Source organism: Bradyrhizobium sp. AUGA SZCCT0177 (assembly GCF_018130125.1).
GTDB lineage: Bacteria > Pseudomonadota > Alphaproteobacteria > Rhizobiales > Xanthobacteraceae > Bradyrhizobium.
Genome location: NZ_JAFCMA010000046.1, coordinates 1 through 18,172 on the forward strand (window position 1 = coordinate 1; position 18,172 = coordinate 18,172).

At 56.9% G+C, this 18,172-nt stretch carries 19 protein-coding genes and 3 pseudogenes; 13 read left to right on the forward strand and 9 right to left on the reverse strand.

Going from position 1 to position 18,172, the window contains the following annotated elements:
* The 8 genes from JQ597_RS34165 to JQ597_RS34200 all read left to right on the forward strand — a co-directional run.
* The coding region (locus tag JQ597_RS34165) for a hypothetical protein (RefSeq protein WP_212269808.1) at nt 1–303 on the forward strand (303 nt) is incomplete at its 5' end.
* A 5-nt stretch (nt 304–308) separates the two neighbouring features.
* Nucleotides 309–620, forward strand: a complete 312-nt coding sequence (locus tag JQ597_RS34170; RefSeq protein WP_212269809.1) for a hypothetical protein — start codon at nt 309–311, stop codon at nt 618–620.
* A gap of 239 nt (nt 621–859) precedes the next feature.
* On the forward strand, nt 860–1,210 hold the full coding sequence (locus JQ597_RS34175; protein ID WP_212269810.1) for a recombinase family protein: 351 nt from the start codon (nt 860–862) through the stop codon (nt 1,208–1,210).
* 86 nt (nt 1,211–1,296) lie between these two features.
* The gene (locus JQ597_RS34180; RefSeq protein WP_349628934.1) at nt 1,297–1,755 is read left to right on the forward strand and encodes a response regulator transcription factor; all 459 of its coding nucleotides are present in this window, start codon (nt 1,297–1,299) and stop codon (nt 1,753–1,755) included.
* 146 nt (nt 1,756–1,901) lie between these two features.
* Nucleotides 1,902–2,096, forward strand: a complete 195-nt coding sequence (locus tag JQ597_RS34185) for a hypothetical protein (RefSeq protein WP_212269811.1) — start codon at nt 1,902–1,904, stop codon at nt 2,094–2,096.
* Between the two features lie 486 nt (nt 2,097–2,582).
* Nucleotides 2,583–2,867: a hypothetical protein gene (locus JQ597_RS34190; protein WP_212269812.1), complete on the forward strand. Its 285-nt coding sequence runs from the start codon at nt 2,583–2,585 to the stop codon at nt 2,865–2,867.
* 465 nt (nt 2,868–3,332) lie between these two features.
* Nucleotides 3,333–3,698: a phasin family protein gene (locus tag JQ597_RS34195; protein WP_212269813.1), complete on the forward strand. Its 366-nt coding sequence runs from the start codon at nt 3,333–3,335 to the stop codon at nt 3,696–3,698.
* A 502-nt stretch (nt 3,699–4,200) separates the two neighbouring features.
* Nucleotides 4,201–4,380: a hypothetical protein gene (locus tag JQ597_RS34200; RefSeq protein WP_212269814.1), complete on the forward strand. Its 180-nt coding sequence runs from the start codon at nt 4,201–4,203 to the stop codon at nt 4,378–4,380.
* A gap of 445 nt (nt 4,381–4,825) precedes the next feature.
* On the opposite strand, the pseudogene JQ597_RS34205 reads toward JQ597_RS34200, so the two are convergent.
* Nucleotides 4,826–5,515, reverse strand: a pseudogene (locus JQ597_RS34205) (Crp/Fnr family transcriptional regulator).
* Between the two features lie 510 nt (nt 5,516–6,025).
* Here JQ597_RS34205 and JQ597_RS34210 point away from each other — a divergent pair.
* From JQ597_RS34210 to JQ597_RS34220, 3 genes are all read left to right on the forward strand, one after another.
* Nucleotides 6,026–7,984: an AI-2E family transporter gene (locus JQ597_RS34210; protein ID WP_502754781.1), complete on the forward strand. Its 1,959-nt coding sequence runs from the start codon at nt 6,026–6,028 to the stop codon at nt 7,982–7,984.
* A 246-nt stretch (nt 7,985–8,230) separates the two neighbouring features.
* Nucleotides 8,231–8,608 (forward strand): hypothetical protein, encoded by a 378-nt coding sequence (locus JQ597_RS34215; protein ID WP_212269815.1) that lies wholly within the window; start codon nt 8,231–8,233, stop codon nt 8,606–8,608.
* Between the two features lie 58 nt (nt 8,609–8,666).
* Nucleotides 8,667–8,849, forward strand: a complete 183-nt coding sequence (locus tag JQ597_RS34220) for a hypothetical protein (protein WP_212269816.1) — start codon at nt 8,667–8,669, stop codon at nt 8,847–8,849.
* Between the two features lie 341 nt (nt 8,850–9,190).
* Here JQ597_RS34220 and JQ597_RS38565 read toward each other — a convergent pair.
* The 6 genes and pseudogenes from JQ597_RS38565 to JQ597_RS37920 all read right to left on the reverse strand — a co-directional run.
* Nucleotides 9,191–9,330, reverse strand: a pseudogene (locus JQ597_RS38565) (histidine kinase); the annotation flags it as partial.
* 32 nt (nt 9,331–9,362) lie between these two features.
* Entirely contained in the window at nt 9,363–9,539 is a 177-nt protein-coding gene (locus JQ597_RS34225) for a hypothetical protein (protein WP_212269817.1), read from the reverse strand.
* A 208-nt stretch (nt 9,540–9,747) separates the two neighbouring features.
* On the reverse strand, nt 9,748–10,539 hold the full coding sequence (locus JQ597_RS34230) for an alpha/beta fold hydrolase (protein ID WP_212269818.1): 792 nt from the start codon (nt 10,537–10,539) through the stop codon (nt 9,748–9,750).
* 415 nt (nt 10,540–10,954) lie between these two features.
* Nucleotides 10,955–11,194, reverse strand: a complete 240-nt coding sequence (locus JQ597_RS34235; protein ID WP_212269819.1) for a DUF6894 family protein — start codon at nt 11,192–11,194, stop codon at nt 10,955–10,957.
* A gap of 2,083 nt (nt 11,195–13,277) precedes the next feature.
* Nucleotides 13,278–13,496 (reverse strand): hypothetical protein, encoded by a 219-nt coding sequence (locus tag JQ597_RS34240; RefSeq protein ID WP_212269820.1) that lies wholly within the window; start codon nt 13,494–13,496, stop codon nt 13,278–13,280.
* 197 nt (nt 13,497–13,693) lie between these two features.
* Nucleotides 13,694–14,073: pseudogene (locus JQ597_RS37920) on the reverse strand (recombinase family protein); the annotation flags it as partial.
* Between JQ597_RS37920 and JQ597_RS34245 the strand changes: the two are divergent.
* Entirely contained in the window at nt 14,034–14,456 is a 423-nt protein-coding gene (locus JQ597_RS34245) for a LysE family translocator (RefSeq protein WP_249148433.1), read from the forward strand. The pseudogene JQ597_RS37920 and the gene JQ597_RS34245 sit on opposite strands and share 40 nt — an antisense overlap.
* A 154-nt stretch (nt 14,457–14,610) precedes the next feature.
* Here JQ597_RS34245 and JQ597_RS34250 read toward each other — a convergent pair whose 3' ends face one another.
* A complete protein-coding gene (locus tag JQ597_RS34250; RefSeq protein ID WP_212269822.1) occupies nt 14,611–15,585 on the reverse strand; it encodes an ABC transporter substrate-binding protein in 975 nt (324 codons plus the stop codon).
* 229 nt (nt 15,586–15,814) lie between these two features.
* Nucleotides 15,815–16,558, reverse strand: a complete 744-nt coding sequence (locus JQ597_RS34255) for a class I SAM-dependent methyltransferase (protein ID WP_212269823.1) — start codon at nt 16,556–16,558, stop codon at nt 15,815–15,817.
* Between the two features lie 281 nt (nt 16,559–16,839).
* On the opposite strand from JQ597_RS34255, the gene JQ597_RS34260 reads away from it, so the two are divergent.
* Nucleotides 16,840–18,093, forward strand: a complete 1,254-nt coding sequence (locus tag JQ597_RS34260) for a serine hydrolase domain-containing protein (protein WP_212269824.1) — start codon at nt 16,840–16,842, stop codon at nt 18,091–18,093.
* Nucleotides 18,094–18,172: the final 79 nt, after the last annotated feature.

Genomic DNA, 18,172 nt, shown 5'->3' on the forward strand with positions numbered 1-18,172 from the left:
TGGTGGGCGGATACGCTCGCCGCCGATCCCGACGAACTTGGAGAAGGCAAAGAGCCAGCTACCGCCGACGTCGAGGGCCTGCGTTGCTTCCTCGAAGGAGAGGTGCTGCCTTGGTTCGAAAATCGGCAGAAGGAATTGGCCAACCGGCCATTGATCCGCGAGCAGGCGTTCGGCGACGCGCTTGACCCTAACAAGCTGGAGCGGCTTGGACGCTACGAGGTCCATCTCGACCGTAAGCTCGAACGAATGCTCACCATGCTGCTGCGGCTCAAGGACCTGCGGCGTACTGACGTCGAGAGCTGATCCGTTTGGCAAAATGGTGGGCGGATACGCTCGCCGCCGATCCCGACGAACTTGGAGAAGGCAAAGAGCCAGCTACCGCCGACGTCGAGGGCCTGCGTTGCTTCCTCGAAGGAGAGGTGCTGCCTTGGTTCGAAAATCGGCAGAAGGAATTGGCCAACCGGCCATTGATCCGCGAGCAGGCGTTCGGCGACGCGCTTGACCCTAACAAGCTGGAGCGGCTTGGACGCTACGAAGTCCATCTCGACCGTAAGCTCGAACGAATGCTCACCATGCTGCTGCGGCTCAAGGACCTGCGGCGTACTGACGTCGAGAGCTGATCCGTTTGGCAAAATTGGCCTTCATGGGCGGAACCTCGCCGACCTGGCAGCTCCTTCTGGTTGTTAAACGAGACGTGGTGCTGGGAACGAGCTTGTCGTCGTCCAACGGCCAAAGAAAGCGCCAGATCGAGATTGTGAATTCGAATCCTTGCCGACTCGGGCCTCTATCCTTGATCAGTCGTCGATCTCCATTTTGTATCTTTTTCTGAAGATTCCATACAAAAGTAAGGGGCAAGGCTATGGCTAGGAATGGAAAAACGGTTCAAGCAGTCGCTTATATACGCACCTCATCGGCCGCAAATGTCGGTACCGACAAGGACAGTGACAAGCGAAAGCGGGCCGCCATCGAGGGCTACGCTAAGCGGGCAGGGTTTGGTCTGGTCAACGAATTCAACGATGCCGCAGTCAGCGGCGCGGACCCGATTGAGACCCGCCCCGGCTTCGCCGCCCTGCTGGACCGGATCGAGGGCGATGGTGTGAGGACCGTCATCGTCGAGGACGCATCGCGGTTCGCCCGCGACGGCCATTCTTTCACGCATCCATTTTTATCCGGGGCAAAACACCGTTCCACCGCCGGCAACCGCGCCTGATCCGGCCGGCAACCCGGCGAAGCCCGCCCGTCGGGACCCTTGATCCATCTCAAGCCTCGTCGTTAGCAGTTTGCCGAGCCTATGCGGTGTCCAAGCCGTTGTTTAGCCGACCCACAACGCCGGACAACTTTGTCGTATTTTTTATGCCGCACAGAGACCTGGATGGCCGAGCCATGTCAGATCGTAAGCTCGTTTTTGTCGTCGATGACGACCCCGCGATGTTGAAGTGCGTAGCAAGGCTGTTGCGGCAGTTCGGCTACGACAGCGTGCTGTTTGCCTCGGCGAAAGCTTTCACCGACCACCTCGATTTCGAGAACGCGGTTTGCATCATTCTCGACATCGACCTCGGCGTTGTTTCAGGCATCGAGCTACGGCACCGCCTCAAAGCAGCGAGCATTTCCGTGCCGGTGATCTACATGACCGGCAACGACAACACCGCCGTTCGGACGGCTGCCCATCAATCCGGATGCCTCGCCTATCTCACAAAGCCATTTTCGGCGAGGTCGCTGATCGAGCCGCTCGAAAGAGCCACGGCGGCTATTTAAGGCATGATCCAGCCGACCGCCGGCAACCGCACCCGAACCGGGTGCCAACATTCCGTGACCGCCGTCACATCGCCACGCGAGCGGTGTCGCTAAATGTGCCCGAACCAGCCCGGATGATCGCGCTGGTAAGATCAAAGGGGAATTATGTGACCAATGATGACGCGAGCGAAGTTCTGAATGTGCGCGAGCTTGATGCGGTGTCTGGCGGCTTCATCCATCTTCCTTTATTGGCCTACAAAGTGGCGGCCGCCAGCAAAGGCGGCGAAGGAACGGGTGGTGGTATGAACGACCCGGCCCAAATGTTTCAACAGATTATGCAGCAATTGACGCAAGGCGGGTAAGTGCGTTCGCGTTCGCCGCGGCTGGTCAGAAACGCGGCTCATCGCCGGATGCCGCCTGTTCTTGACCTTGCGCCAGTGATCGCAGCGGTCGGCGCGATAAACGCTGCAATGGATGCCCGCCAGGCCCCCGTTATCGGCAGCAAAAGAACAAATCATTGGCGCGAAATAACAAGATTGGTTGCAGGCATTCCGGTAGCGCATCGGAATGGACCGCAACGAATTGTATTTCCAGTTATCGCTGATCTGGCTCGCCTTCCTGTTGGTCGGCGCTGCCTACCTGTTCCTGTTTTACGCATGAGCCGTAAAAGTACGGTGCCAAGATTGCATGGCTCTTTGCGAAATGGTCAGAGGTAGGTCAAGGCATCCTTCCGTTATATGGCGCCTGCAATCAGGAACGTTGGTTCACAGTGATAGTGGTTTGCATGGGCGCCTTGTCGGTGGCGCTGATGATGGCTGCGCTGTTCGTGCGTTAAGACCCGCCGGACGATGGCAGCACGCAAGCTGACAGATGCCCAATATCTCGCGCTGCAAGCCACGGCGCGGGGCGAGGTGTATCGAACGCACACCAGCACGCACTTCACACTCACCGGACCAGGCGGCAGCAAGGCCTTATGGGCGTTGGCACGCGCCGGCCTGATTGACGACCCACCGCACGCTAAAAAGCACGACCGCTACCAGATGGTGCTTACCGAAATGGGGCGGGCAGCGCTCGCGGCCCATGACGAGGTAAAAAGCCGCCGCCCTGACACCGGCGTTTGTGTTCCGCCCTGACCTATGGGTCAATATCCATCGGGTTCGGCTGCGCTAAAATCTGGCGATGAGTCGCGAAAGTATTCTTTTCGGCGCATCGCTGATCTGGCTCGTCGGCGGCCTGATGGCCGGCTGTATCTATATGCTGTTCGTTTAGCTGCCTCATGGGACTAGAGGGCCTGGTGTCCAAGTTGGACGATCGACCGTACCGGCCCCGGCAGGTCACCGAACTGATGGATCGACGCACGAAATTCTCGCATTTGTCCTGATTGCGGCTTCTGAGCGAGACCTTCAGTTTGTGGGCTTTGAAAGCAATCCCGCCGACCGTTCGGTTCATAATCTCCGCAATTTTCGGATAGGGTGTTGCTGCGCCAACACTGAGTTCCGATAACATCAAATGAACACACAAGCACCGCTCAAGCGACAAGCGGGAAGTGCAACATGGCGACGCGACATTGACTCACTACCGAAACACAAGGATTCGTAATGTCTAACGCCAACCAGAATAACGCAAATCGGACTGTATCGCAGCTACAGCCAGATAGCAGAGAACAGATAGATGCCGCCGAAGCGTCGATGAATTCGGTCTCAGCGGGCATTCACGCGATTGCCACAGCTTACACCGACTACTCCAAGAAATCGTTTGAAGACACCAAGTTGTTTGTCGAGAAGATCTCAGGCGTGAAGTCCGTCGACAAGGCGATTGAATTGCAAAGCGAATTCGCAAAGTCGTCTTTCGAGACGTTCATGGCCGAGTCGCAGAAGATCGGCGCGTTATATCGCGATCTTGCTATGCAGTCCTATAAGCCCTTTGGTGGGTTGCTTGCCAAGATGATGCCGACAAATCGGTAAGAGTTAGCCCGGTCTCAGCGTGAAATTGCCCTGCTCATCGCGGGGCCTTTTTTAGCGCAGCCTTCGCAGCAGCGCAAACCCGCGTAAGCGTGATGCCTGCCTCCGCGTCGCCAATGCTAAGCGCGCTACAATCGACCGAACCCGCAACCCGCTCCGATAATGAATTCCTCCGGCAGCACTGCAACATCATCCCAAGATGCGCAGCGGCAGATGCAAAGCCAGCCGACCGCTGCCCAAGAAGCCAAGGGAGCAAACGCCAAGTCCGGAAATAACGATTGCTAAGGTTTCCGCAGAAGCGCTGGCGGCAGACGAGCTTCTTCGCCAGCTTGCGCTCGTGGATCATCAGCCGCGTGCCGCGGGAGAGATAGGTTCTCGCGCATGAAGAAGCTCATATACCTCAGTGATAACTTTGCATGAGGGCGGTCACAGTCCGCGCCACCACCAATAAGGCATGCTCCCCCCAGTGAACGGCGCACAAGTCGCCACAACTCGGAGCGGGACAATGAACAACCAGACTTCAATGTTGAATGACACCGAACTCAACCTCGTCAGCGGTGGGCGTCTGGCCCAGCTCAATAAGAAAATGAACCGACTACTCAATGAAGCGAACGACGGTGCGGCCCGTGAGCAAGCGTATGCTAAAGGTTACGCAGACTGGCGTCGAAGCATGAGAGTGGTGTGATGCCGAAGCGGACTTCCGCCCACATTGAGGCCGAGAAGGCCGGCCGCGGGATAGCGGCAGCTTTGTTTAGCCTTGGAAATACCGCGCCTATCGGCGTGCGAGACCGCCTAGATAAGATACTTTCCTTTCCCGTCTCCAACCGGGAACCTATCGCCCCTGTCCGCGTAACGGTGGGACACCTACACGTCGAAGTCTCCGACCATGGCACCGGCCTTCCAGATGGGTTCGATATCGATCAGCCGCGAGCAAGCCTGGGCTTCAAGGTGGTTACCGGCATGGTGAGACAGCTTCAGGGCCATCTTACGCTATCAAACAATCAAACAGGGACTCGTTTCTTGCTCGATCTGCCTATCCTATCCCACCTCCACGAATCCAGTTCGGTTTGAAACCGATATGAGTGTGTTCCGGTCAACTCGAAGGGAGGCAATCGGCCGGTCTCAGCCAATTAGACCCGCGTGTCATCTCGCGTCAAACCGGGCTTTTCGTAGAGAACTGCATTCAACAGCGAACGATGGACTTTGATTTTTCCGTTGTAGCTGATGAAGCCGAGCTTCCGGAATTTGTTCATGAAAAAGCTTACCCGCGAGCGTGTCGTGCCAATCATTTCAGCCAACGTCTCTTGACTGATATTCGGACTGATCGGCGTCGGATGACCTTCCTTGCCGAAATTCGCCAGCAACAATAGAAGTCGGGCGAGGCGCTTTTCGCTCGAATTGAACAATTGGTCGATCAGGTCTTCCTCGACCCGGCTGTTCCGCTTCAATAGGTAGGCGACGAACAACTCCGAAAATCTCGGCTCATCGTGCAGCACCGCAATCATTGTCGGCTTCCCTATTGCGGTGATCAGACATTCCTCCATGGCGCTCGTTGTTGCGATGCGCAAATGATGACCGTTAAGGCACCCCTCGCCAAAGAACTAGCCGGCTTCCAGGATCCCGACTACGGCTTCTTTGCCCTGATCCGACATGACGACGACCTTGACCCGGCCTTCTTGGATGTAAAATACCCCATCTGCCGCATCGCCCTGAGAAAAGATGATCTGATCCTTTTGGAATTTCGATATCGTTTTGCCCACCCCGACTTTTTCAAGAAAGTCCTGTGGGTCAAACGAGTCTTTGCCTGACTTGCTTGCCATCGTGCTCCGTTAGTTTATGAGGACAGCCAAGCCGCGCCAGGTTTCCTGATACGGCGACGAGAAGAAGGATAAACGGATCGGCTTTTTTCCGTCTCTCTAATCACCTGCGTTGCCGGTATCCAATCATTGAACAGAGGAGAAACCGCGGTCACGCTGGGCCGGCGCGAAAAGCCGGTCGCGGCGATGAGCCGCGCCACGTCGACCGGTTCGCGGTCGCCGAACCGGCCTTCGCCGGCGCTGGCACTCGACGTTCCAGAAGATGGTGGCTGCCGAACGCGATCGTGTAGCACGGCGGCGCATCCAGTGGATAAAATCAAGATCGTCGACCCTGAGTGGCTGGTCTTCATCGATGAGACCTAGATCAGGACCGATATGGCTCCATTGCAGAGACGCCCTCGGCTTTAGTAGGGCCCAACTCGCGCGAGGCGGGGCAACTTGAGGAACCCTTTCAGAATTCGTCAGTTACCTGACGCTGACCGTCATCGCCCGTGCGGTCGAAACGAGGGTAAGTTGATCCACCAGTCTTTCAAAGCGCGCACTTCTGAAGAACTCATAGCGCTACAGAGCGCGGTGGCGACTGCGGTTCTCGCCTTCATGATTATTGCGACACTCTATTTTGGTCGCGAAATCTTGGTTCCCATAGCACTTGCCATTCTTTTGAGTTTTGTTCTAGCGCCGCTAGTTGGAGTATTGCAGCGGATACGGGTACCGCGGGGCTTGGCGGTTGTAAGCGTCGTGGTGACGGCGTTTGCGCTGATCTTTGCGATAGGAAGCCTTCTTGCCACTCAGCTGACGCAGCTCGCAGGTGACCTGCCGCGTTACCAGTCTACCCTGAGTGACAAAATCCAGTCTTTCCGGGAAACAACCGCTGGTCGGGGTACTTTGGAACGCGCATCCGGGATGCTAAAGGATTTAAGTAAAGAGCTCGACAAGCCGAAGGACGCTCCGTCCGCGCTGAGTCCCAAGACCCCAACACTCACTCCTGTTCCAGTGGAGGTGCGTCAGCCCGAACCAGGCGCACTTGAAAGCTTGCAAAGCCTGATTTCTCCGCTTCTTCATCCGCTCGCGACGACCGGCATTATCGTCATTTTTGTCATATTCATTTTGGTTCAGCGTGAAGATCTACGTAACCGACTGATACGGCTGGCTGGTTCACATGATCTCCAGCGAACGACAGCTGCACTCGACGATGCTGCGAGGCGCCTAAGCCGACTCTTCCTTATCCAGCTTCTTTTGAACGGAACGTTTGGCTTGGTGATTGGAATCGGTCTGTGGCTCATTGGCATTCCAAGTGCCATCTTGTGGGGCATCCTGGCAGGCGTACTCCGTTTTGTCCCGTACATAGGTGCGGTGATTGCTGCGGCCTTCCCACTCGTGCTGTCCGTTGCGGTCGATCCAAGCTGGACCATGCTATTCTGGACTCTCGCGCTGTTTCTCGTCGTTGAGCCGATCGTGGGGCATGTGATTGAACCCATGGTGTACGGGCACAGCACCGGGTTATCGCCCGTCGCCGTCGTTGTGTCTGCTACCTTTTGGACCGCGCTCTGGGGGCCAATTGGTTTGGTGTTAGCCACACCTTTAACGGTTTGCCTCGTTGTACTTGGGCGTCATGTTGAAAGACTGGAATTTTTGGATGTCATGTTTGGCGACCGTCCTGCGTTGTCGCCCCCCGAAATCTTCTATCAACGCATGCTGGCCGGCGATCCCACAGAAGCTGCCGAAAAGGCCGAAGAATTCCTGAAAGAGCGGTCTCTTTCATCTTACTATGACGAAGTTGCCTTGAAAGGATTGCAGCTAGCTCAAGTCGACGCGGACCGTGGTGTTTTGGACAGTGAGCGAGCCGGCAAGATAAAGGACGCGGTGAGCGAATTTGCCATCAACCTTTCCGAACAGGACGACCGCGCTCCGCGTAAGATCCGTCTAACCACGGATGCCGAAGCATCTTCCGCGGTAGAGAGCGTCACCGACGAACCACCTTATGATAATTTACCAGTGCTAGACAAAGACGCACTACCTCCCGAATGGCTTGGCGAACACCCCGTCCTTTGCGTGGCCGGTCGCAGCTCGCTCGATGAAGGAGCCGCGATAATGTTGGGACAGCTCACAACCGCTCACGGCCTCACAGCGCGCGTGGAGGGCGCCGAGGCCCTTTCCGTCGCCAATGTGTTCCGCCTTGAAACGGACGGCGTTGCGATCGCTTGCTTGATTTATCTAGATGCGAACGGTCCTGCGCATATGCGATACTCCGTGCAACGCCTTCGCCGCAAACTGCCAAAAGAAGCCAAAATCATTCTATGCTGCTTGATGATGGATATGGAGTTTTCTCGGTTGGAAGAACTCCGGCTGGCTGCAAAAGCGGACTTAGCGGCTGCTAGCCTGGGTGAGTCGGTTCAATTGTGTATCGCGGCAACAGGAATTGAAATTCCGGCCAATACTCCATCGGCAGAAATCCCTGCGATGACAGCGTGATCGAGCCGCCGTTTGGCTCCCTGCGGGAGCCTGGGTAAGCCTGCAGGACGGACATTGTTCATTAGGCCTTTGGACATTCGCAGCAGGTTTGCTGATCGGCGTCTTTTCGTGATCGAGGGCGCGCCCTGCCCCGGTGCTCCTTCGCACCGCTAACGGCCCCAGCGTCCGCCCAGCGATTGTAGTACCTCCTCCCTGCCAATGCGTCCTGAAGGAAAATGAGCTAGGATACCGATTCTGGAGGACACTATGGACACTGAACAGACCGAGCAAGCCACCGAGGCCGACCAATCCAAGAAACCCGTCATGGAGCAAATGACCGACCTGGTCGCTGGAGCGGCAGGAACATTGGCTGAGGCCGCGGTAAAGACCGTCGCCAAGAAGGCCACCAAAGCGGCTGCGAAGCGCGTACCGAAGTCGGTCAAGAAGGCCGCCAAGAAAGTGAACAAGGCTGCAGCGGCTAAGAAGACCGCCAAGAAGGCCTCGAAGAAGTCAGCAAAAAAGTCGGCCAAGAAATCTTCGAAAAAGGCCGCGAAGAAATCCGCACCGAAGAAGTCAGCTAAGAAGGCGTCGAAGAAATCCGCCAAAAAGTCATCTAAGAAGAAAAGTAAAAAGTCAAAGCGCTAACGTTCAGATTCTTCTCAGACATTGAAACGCCCCACATCATCTGGGCGAGAGAGAAACCATGGCGAAGAAATCCAAACGCAAAGACTCTAACGTACCGATGACGGGGCGCCAGATCACGAACGCTATGGCAAAGAAGAAAAAGAAGACCGCCGCTAAAAAGCGCTCTGCAAAAACCGCCAAGAAAAGTGCGAAGAAAGCTTCTAAGAAGAGCAAGAAGACCGGGAAAAAGTCGAAGCGGTGATTTGCTCCAACCTGCTTGACTCAGTCCCTGATATTTATTCCCAGGCGCTGAACGTCCTCTCGCTGTGCATGATCACATTTCTAGAACATTCGATTACGTCGAATATTGATGCTGCCCATTCGGCCGAGCCGACATACAACTCTAGCTTGGGCCACGTGTTGCGGATAATATTCTTTAAGTCTGTCATTGAAGGCTCGTTTGCAACGCCGCTTATGCCAGGGACTTCTCCTGCTCAAACGCGGCGATGGCCGTATAAACTAACTACCGCCATGTGCGATGCGTTCACTTTCCTTCGTCAAGCGCAGTAAGGAGGTTATCGTATGCCGCGCGCCTCCGAGCCACACGGTCAGCACGGCGCTCGTGACCGAGAGCGCACCGTATTTCAGAGAGTTGGTGGCCAGCTCATGGACAACTAGGGCAGTGTAGTTGCCGCCGCTTCGCTAACCGCCATTCGTGGAACCGATACCCGTACTCGCCCGCTAACCATGTCATTCAAAGGTATAGCAGAGCTCGTTACCGTACTGGCACTTCCGTCACTGTGACTTGAAGGCCAGCATCCCCAAGAGCTCCAAGGATGCGCTTCGCAATTATTTTCGCCTCCTCAGAATCTACCTTGAGCTCGGGATGGTCGCCAAAGCTATCGAGTATCGCCGTTGCTATGATCGCGTTTATTTGATGCTCATCAGTCATAACTGCTCCTAGTCCCAATTGGCGTGGCCTAAGTTAGCGACGCGAAAAACCTCAGAGCAAGGTAGGCGACGACCGCTGTAACGAACGTTATGCCAATCGCGACGGCGACGCTTCTAACAATATGTCCCCAATTCATAAGTCTGCTTCCAGGATGCCCTTGAGAACTGGCGCGGCCGCGACTTCGCCCCCCACTGGATTCACCAACCGCTCAGGTGTTCCTCATGGATTTCTCGCTTTGAGCGCCAAGCGAGGGATCGGGGAAGATGAGGCTTCGCCAGCCCCTGCGATCAAAGGGTTTCCACGCTCCCTCCCGCTGCGCCAATCTGTCGGCAACCGCATAGACGGCGGCTGGATTTACGGCCAGCCCGCAATGGCTTCCTTGCACCTCAATGCTTTCTGACTGAGCGGAGGTTTGCTCTACACAACCCTGCCACGCGCAAACTCCGTCCGTGCGGCTATAAATCGCTGTCGTAGGAACTGGTGGCGCAACCGCAACATCCTGCGCGTCGTCGACGGATTGACCGCTGGCGAACTCATAAACTCGCCACGCATTTGTGGATTTGGGGCTGGCGCCGAATGGACTTCCCAGCGAAATCACCGAACGAACGCGATCCGGCAACAACTTTGCCAGTTCCCGTGCATAAATCCCACCAAGGCTCCAACCGACTATGCTGATTTTTCCACCGTGCAGGTCGCTAAGTTCACGCACCAAATCGAGCATGCGATCCTGGACGCCTTCACGAAGACCTCGGTTTAGCCCCTGCCCCCAGCCACTAACCCTGTAGCCACGGTCTTCCAGAAATCTGCGCAGCGGTAATGTGGAGTCGTCACCGGCCATGAGGCCGGGTAGCACCAACACCGGATGTCCGTCCCCCTTTGGGACCAAGTTTAAAATCGGAAGCGCACCCAGAAAAGCCCCGAATTCGGTCAGAGCACGCCGCCCTTCAAGCATCATAAGAATCTTAGATGGCGGACGAAACGACTGAGTTGCAGCTGGCATTTTGTTCCTTGTTGCGTTGCACAAGGAGAACCTGCTGGCCCATCCGTTGTTCCAATAGGGTGCTATTTTTGTGCAGAAACAAATAAACGGCAGGCACTGGTAGGAACGGAACGGATCCTCATATGTTGCACTGCATCAGAGGACTTCATATGTCGAAGATCGAAAAAACTCGCACACCAGACCACACAGCGCCATCGTCCCCGCCATCTATTCCGTTTTCGTTCAGTTGGGGCTCAGGATTGGAAAGCCCTCGGAGCCCCCACTGCTAAGAATTCGGTCCTCCAGCGAGAATTCGCCAAGACGCGCCTGATTGCGAATGCGTTAGCTTCGGGGAAACTCCTCGTTGCCTTGTCATGGTCGACGATGATGGAAACGAGCTCTGTAGAGTGCAATCGCCGCAGCGCCCTGAATTAGGTCAATTCAGTCGGCTTATTCGGAACTCCAGCTTGGCAAGCATTACCTCGCCAAGCTCGTCTCTGACCCAAATCGTGATCTGCGATACCGTCTGACCAGACTGCATCAAATCCCGCCCTAAGTTGCAAAGTGCCAAACCGGCTTCCACACGAGCGGCATCGAGGTCGGGAAAGCGCTCGCCTTCCTCATCAACGGACCGCGGCGCGTCCCCTATTTGAATGTCGAAATAATATAGACCCATGCAAGGCAAGACCCCGACCCGGGAATTCGTTCCGGCGCTTGCCTCCGTTGGGAACAGCGCCCGGCGTCCTTGAAAGCAGGAACAGGCCTTGGACAGAGCAAGACGATCGCCGGCTGCTTGAATTACGAAACAGCGGGAAATCTTATCTTTCGATAGCAGTGGCGATGAGACGCTCGGCCTCCGCGATTAAAGGTCGTCTGTGTATTGTCCGGGCCCGGGCGAGATCCACCACCCCAAGCTCGCTGAAGACCGATGCGTAGCGCCTTATTCGATCCTGCATTCCCGCGGCACCAAGGTTCCATCTTCCAAAAACTGGCTCCAAGAAATCAGCACGATGGCTATCGTCTTATCGTTCAACGGGAGGGCAAGCGAGTTTGTCTGTTCACCGGCTTCGATCGGAGCGTTACCCACTGATTGCCGAGGCCGCTGCGCATCCGTTCAGATGCATCGTATGACCGTCTCTGAGTTCGGTTGTCTCACCCTAGGAGTTCGGCATTGCGGTGATGTCAGCTTCGGAAAAAACCGGAGCTGTCGCCATCAGCAGGCCGAAATGGCTGCGATTTTCGACGCCGTATAAACCGTTCTGCTGCCTGACTGGTTTTTGCGCGCGTAGAATGATGGACCTCTCACTTCCAGATCGGCATTTGCTCTCGTTTGGGGGCGACTGCGAAATCACTCGGCCGCGTCGAGGCGCTGAAGCGTGATGCCCGCAACTCCTAAAAGCCTGGGCGGGTGGTTTAAAGGTTGCTCCTCATGCCGCCGTCGCCTCGTCAATGAAACGATCGTAGGGGTTATCACGGAACCCGTTCGCTATCTGCCCATCGTATCAAAAGGAAGCCGAGCTTTGCGGAGATGAGTTTGTTAATAATTTGCAGTCGGCAATCGCGGGTACGTAGTGAAATTCGCGCTGGCAGGATGTGCGTACGGATTGCCAACCGCGAATACGCCCCTCATGTAAGGGAAGAGCTGCCAGTCTTCATTCTAACCTGAGGAACCATTGTGTATCGCATCGGTTGGAGCGTGGGCAGTTGTGGAGAAGTGAAATGACAGACAATAATTTAAATCGCGACCATTTGACCGGGGGCGAGAACCGCCGGGCCGGAATGGGCCGCGGAATGATCGCCCTCATTGCTGGTATCGCCATTCTCGCCGTTCTGTTTATGTGGGCACCTTGGAACCACAACCGAACGGCTGACAACTCAGCACCCGGAACTACGATCGGTTCGAACACCACGCGCCCGTCGGCGCCGATGGCCCCGACCACTGCTCCGTCACCCGCGGCCCCGGCTGCCCCCACGACCACTCGATAACCGACACAAGAGAACCGCTGGAATTCCAGCGGTTCTTTTACTTTCGTTCGGCCAATTGTTTCTTCAAATCGTCGATGAAGTGCTGCGCGCCTTCAGGCGTGCAACTCGCCCCAGGCGAGCATCGAGCCTTATCGATGCTCGCCTATGTTTGGCGGCGGACGCGCGAGGCAGCAACAGGCGCCGCGTACGTCTGCCTCATACGTTCTCGTCGTTCAGCTTGGACGCCTCAGCCTTGCTCGATGGTCCTCGAAATCGGCTCACGCGACGCCGGGCGGCAATAGACCAAGGCGTCGCTCGAACAGCATGACAGGCTCTCATCCTGCCCTGCGCCCGTGCGGACGCTCGCCAGCAGGCTTGGCCCCGGGCGGTGGCTTTGCCCGGTGCTGTCCTAATTAGGACATTGCTCAGGCAAATTAGACACCTCGTAAGCCAACGCCGTCCAAGCGGAATATGGTCGCTTGGACGGCGTTGTATTTCCGTGGTCGGGCGCAATCCCGGCACCCCAAGCGTAGCCAGTGCTGTGACACAGTTATGTGACGCCACCTCCGGTTTAGGAAATGGGGGTGACTCCCGCAGGGAATTAGGGGCCCGCGTCCGGGCGGCTAGCTGGCCGTTTCCGTTGTCTCGAACATTAGATGCTACAGTTCTGACACTCGAAGTCGTGGATGACTTCGGGACCTACCCCCGCTTAGGCCTCAGCGTAGCGCCCTGGGCATATTGCTCCAGCTATCCGCCCCTTTTTTGCGGCAGGGCCGTCCTGGCTGTCTCTCTCATTAGTTTGGTCCATGGATATCGTTTTTCTTTGGGGGCTCGAGACCAGGCGAGGTGAGCCACTCTTCCATATGCGCAGCCGCCTCTGCATGGCGGGCCTTTTTCAAGGCCGCATCGCGGACCGCTCCGAACGGCAATAAACTGGCCTGTTCCCTAAGGGTGCGCGCTTCGTCGAGAAGACGTTCCTTGAGAGAATTGGTTTGTTGGAAACGCCTAAACATGCGCGGCTCCTTTCCGTAAGAGGAAGGCGGGAGCGCAAGTGGCGTTCTCATCACCGATAAATACCGAGATCCGGGCGGTGATGCTTGTTAATGACTCTATCCGTTAAGCGTTCCCATTGTTGCGCTGCGGTACTTCAGGGGCCCGCAGTGCTTATTTTAGTCGCGGCTTATTATTCCGCCGGAAGGGATCGGCGGCTTCATCGTGACCCGGTGACCTTTGTGCCCGTCTCTGGCGCAGGTATCCGCTTAGCAATCCTCGCAATGGTGGCGCGACTGCAACCGGTTGCGCTCTGTATCGATCCCCAAGACTGCTTTGCCTTGAGCATGCAGGCAATCCCGGCATTGCGTTTGGTATCTTCCGGGCGGCCTTTGTATCTGCCCTCGATCTTGGCCTTGGCCTGCCCTTCGGCTGCCGGCGACGCCTGTCCTCGTAATCCTTGCGCGCCACAGCAGCGAGCATGTCCAGTAGCATGCCGTTAATTGCTTCGAACATCCGGCAGGTGAACTCATCAGCGGAGTTGGTCGCCATCGACCATGATGTCGGCAAATCCAGCGCGACAACCCGGACTCGTCGCGCGGTCAGGTCCGACTTTCGGCATCAAGACATGGCGGCAAGCAGGCATTCTGAACCCTATCGCAATTGAAGCGACCGGGGTCCGTCGGGCATTTCGCGAAGGTATCGTTGTCGAGGCGCTGAACCCGAAGCCCGCCGCATTTTTTCTCGCATTTGTCCCGCAATTCGTGGACCCATCCGCCAACATCGCCCTGCAATTCATCGTTCTTGGGACCATTTCGGTTGGGCTTAATACTGGGGTTGACGTCGTCGTAGCCTATTCTGCCGCGAATGCGCGAGCCAGTCTATCGAAGCGACCTTCTCTCATAGTGAAGATGCGACGGACGTCGGGCGCAGTCATGTTCGGACTCGGGGCTTCACTGCTCCTTGCGCGGCGGGATAGTTAACTACAGACAACTTCCGCTTTGGGTCAAAAACGGTCCCCGCGGCCCCGAAGGGCCACTTTCGGTCTACCCCGAACAACGGACATCATCAGACCGGCTCGGTTGGTCCGTTTCGTGCCAGGAACGGACTCATGCACCGCAGCAATTAATATCGTCGCTATTCGATCACCTCGTCGGCGCGGCCAAGCAACGTCATTGGGATGTCGAGGCCGAGAGCCTTAGCGGTCTTGAGGTTGATATTCAGCGTGACGTCCGTCGCCTGCTCGACGGGAAGCTCCGCCGGACGCGCCCCCTTGAGGATGCGATCAACATAGCCAGCGGCGCGTTGCCATAGCTTGGAAAGGTTGGCCGAGTACGACATTAGTCCCCCTCGCCGGACCGAGTCGATGAATGGATAGATCGCCGGCAGGTGCCGCTCTGCGGTAAGCGCGATCAGCCGGGGGATGAGGGGTATCAGAGACGGATCGTCGGTGACGATGAGGCCGTCGAGGCCCGTCTCTGCCAGAGCGGCGAAGCTGTTCACGATGTCCGCCGGCCGCACCGAAAGGGCTGTCAGCTCGAGACCGAGCGCGGGTGCCGCTTTCTGCACGAGTTCGACTTGGTTAGCATTCGTGGGATTGTCAGGATTCCACAACACGGCGACACGATGCACCTTCGGTGCCGCCTCCTTCAGCAGTTCCAGCCACTTGACGCCATATTCGCCGGAGAGCGGCGACAGCCCGGTGATGTTGCCGCCCGGTCGAGCAAGACTTGCCACAAGACCCATTCTGACGGGATCTCCACTCATGCAGACGATCGGCACCGTGGATGTTGCACGTTGCGCAGCCAGCGAAGTGGGGGTGCCTGGAGTCACGAGGACATCGACATTGAGCGTGAGAAGTTCGGCGATCAGCGCAGGCACGCGCTCCGGTTTTCCGTCGGCGTAGCGTTCTTCCAAAACCAGGTTGCGCCCGACGACGTACCCCCGGTCCGCAAGTCCCTGACGGAATCCCGTCTGGTTGTACACGTCCGTCCCGCGGGCGCCGCTCCAGACGTAGCCGACCCGTGGCACCGCTGGTTGCTGCGCGCGGGCTGCGAGTGGCCACGCGACCACCGCGCCGCCGAGAAGCGTGATAAAGTTGCGGCGTTTCATTCAGTCACCTCGCGGCGCGCGCCACCGCCACATTATGGGCCCGTAACACGGAATTTTGAAAGTTGAGTGGCGAAATAACCGTCAGTCCGAGATGGGTCAATCGCGTCACTTTGGTCGTCGGCAGACTACTTCCGGTTTTCCCCCGGAAGCGGACATCGTCAGGGCCGGTCGGCATGTCTCAAAAGTGCCACAACCGGACTCATGCACCGCAGCATTCAGCGCAAGCAAATCAATCTTGCTTTCCGAACAAATGCAGCTCCGTTACATAGGGGAATTCAATCGTGTCGCGGTCGCTTAGCAAGAGGTCGCTCTCGATGATGCTCTTGACCTTGGTCCGCACAATGTTCTGCTCATCCTCCGGTAGAACCGCAATGAAGCTCGTCGACAAAGCGCGGTCCACGATTCCAGTTGCTGGCATGGGCTGGCTGAAGGCATAGTTTCTGCTCGCCAGATGCCTGAAGCGGGCATCATCGAAGATGACACGCCACTTTCCGGTTGATTGCCGCGGCGTATCGCCGGCATAGGTGTCCATGATCGTGGAAAATGCGGCGACCCACGGTACACGATCGTCCCGCACATTCCAAATCAGGGCGAGTGCACCGCCTGGCTTCAGAACGCGAAGAATTTCGCGCGTCGCCTTCTCATAGTCGAACCAATGGAAGGCAGTCGCGCAACAGACAAGCTCCGCCACGTGATCGGGAACTGGAATCAATTCGGCGCTACCTATGAGCATCTCAACCGTCGCGAGACGATCGACAGGGATGCGTGCAGCCATCTTCTCGATCGGTTCCACAGCCAAGATGCGGCTTCCGGTCAACGCCAAAAGCTCGGTGAACTTTCCGGTGCCGGCGCCAAGATCGATGATGGTGCCGGCGAGAGGAAGGTCGGCGAGCAATGCTCCGGGATATTCGGGCCGCCCCGCGACGTACTCGCCAACTTTGCTTGTATAGCCTGCGGAAACCGAAGAGGTCATGGTTCGATGTCACGAGCCGGAAGGGTCGGCAGCATATCGACTTGAGAAACAAAAGTCAGCCGAAACGTCAGACATTACTGCGGCCGATCAGCAGATTGTCTGCCAGATGGAATCTGATGTGGGTCATTTTTGACCAATTGCTGTCCGAACGAAGTCTGGTTTACCCCTGTTAGCGACCGAACTGCTGACATTACTACTAGTCCGATTCGTGCCAAGACCGGACATGACCTTTATTTGTGGTATTGTCGCAGTCCGAGACGATCGATTTACTGGGGGGCACCATGATCCGCCTTCTAATGCTCGCGTTCCTTTCTATGCTCGCTTTCAAAGGCTTCGTTTTCGCGCAGTCCGGTCCTGTGTTCTCCGACACCGGTCCCGAGGCGGAGGAGTATGGTGCTTCCAAGGGATATCCGGTGCCCCCCTTTGAATACCCACCGGGTCTCCGGCAGGACTTCATGGTTGGAACGTACAGTCATTTCGACAAGGTGCACCCGATGCGCACCGTTCCAAAACCGGCGACGCCATCTGTTTTGAAGCGCGCGACGGAGGAAATTGTACCAGTCTACCATTACGACGGGCGGCAGAAAACCATCGGCGACTATCTGAATACGCACCCCGTGACCGGCCTGCTGATCGCGCGCGGTGATACGATCCTGTTTGAGCATTATCGTTATGCCCGCAGCGATCAGGACCGATTGCTCTCGAACTCCATGGCCAAGACGATTACGGCATTACTGGTCGGCATCGCGATCTCCGAAGGGGGAATCCGCTCGATTGATGATACGGCAGCAACCTATGTCCCGGAATTGTCGGGTACGGAATACGGCGCCACGCCGCTGCGCGCGCTGCTTCGCATGTCGTCAGGCGTCGCTTTTCGCGAACAAACCTATCAGCCAGACGATGACATCATCAAGTTGCACAAGGCACTGCTGGGGAAAGATGCGGTCGGTGCGATTGCCGCGCTTCGCCAATTCAACACGCGTGACGCACCGCCGAATACGCGCATTGCTTATGCCAGTTCAGAGACAGAGGTGCTCGGGCTGGTGGTCAGCCGCGCGGTCCATATGCCCCTTGCCGACTATCTGGCGGTGCGGATTTGGCAAAAGCTCGGTGCCGAGTCCGACGCCGCTTGGGCTATCGATCCGACAGGGCAAGAAGTGGCTTACTGCTGCTTCATTGCCACGCTACGCGACTGGGCGCGCCTAGGGTTGATGCTGGCAAATGACGGCGAATGGAACGGCCAGCAGATTGTTCCGCGGCAGTGGCTTCTCGATGCAACGACGGTGTCACCGGATAGTTACCTGCGCAACACGGTTGCCCAGTCCTGGGGCTACGGCTATCAGGTCGTCATACTACCGGGGGAGAGGCGGATGTTCCTTCTCCTGGGTATCAGTGGACAGGGTCTCTTCGTCGATCCCGAGTCGAAGCTGATCATGGTGCAGACGGCGGTGCGTAAGTTGCCAGTTGGCGATCCCAAGTCGCCGGAAGCCATGGCCTTGTGGTATGCGGTCGTGGCGCAATACGGGCATCGTTAGCTCCGCAGCTTGTCCGCTGAGGGTCAAAAGCTGCCCGGACTTCCCCGAAACGCGACTTCCGCTTTGCCCCGATCAACAG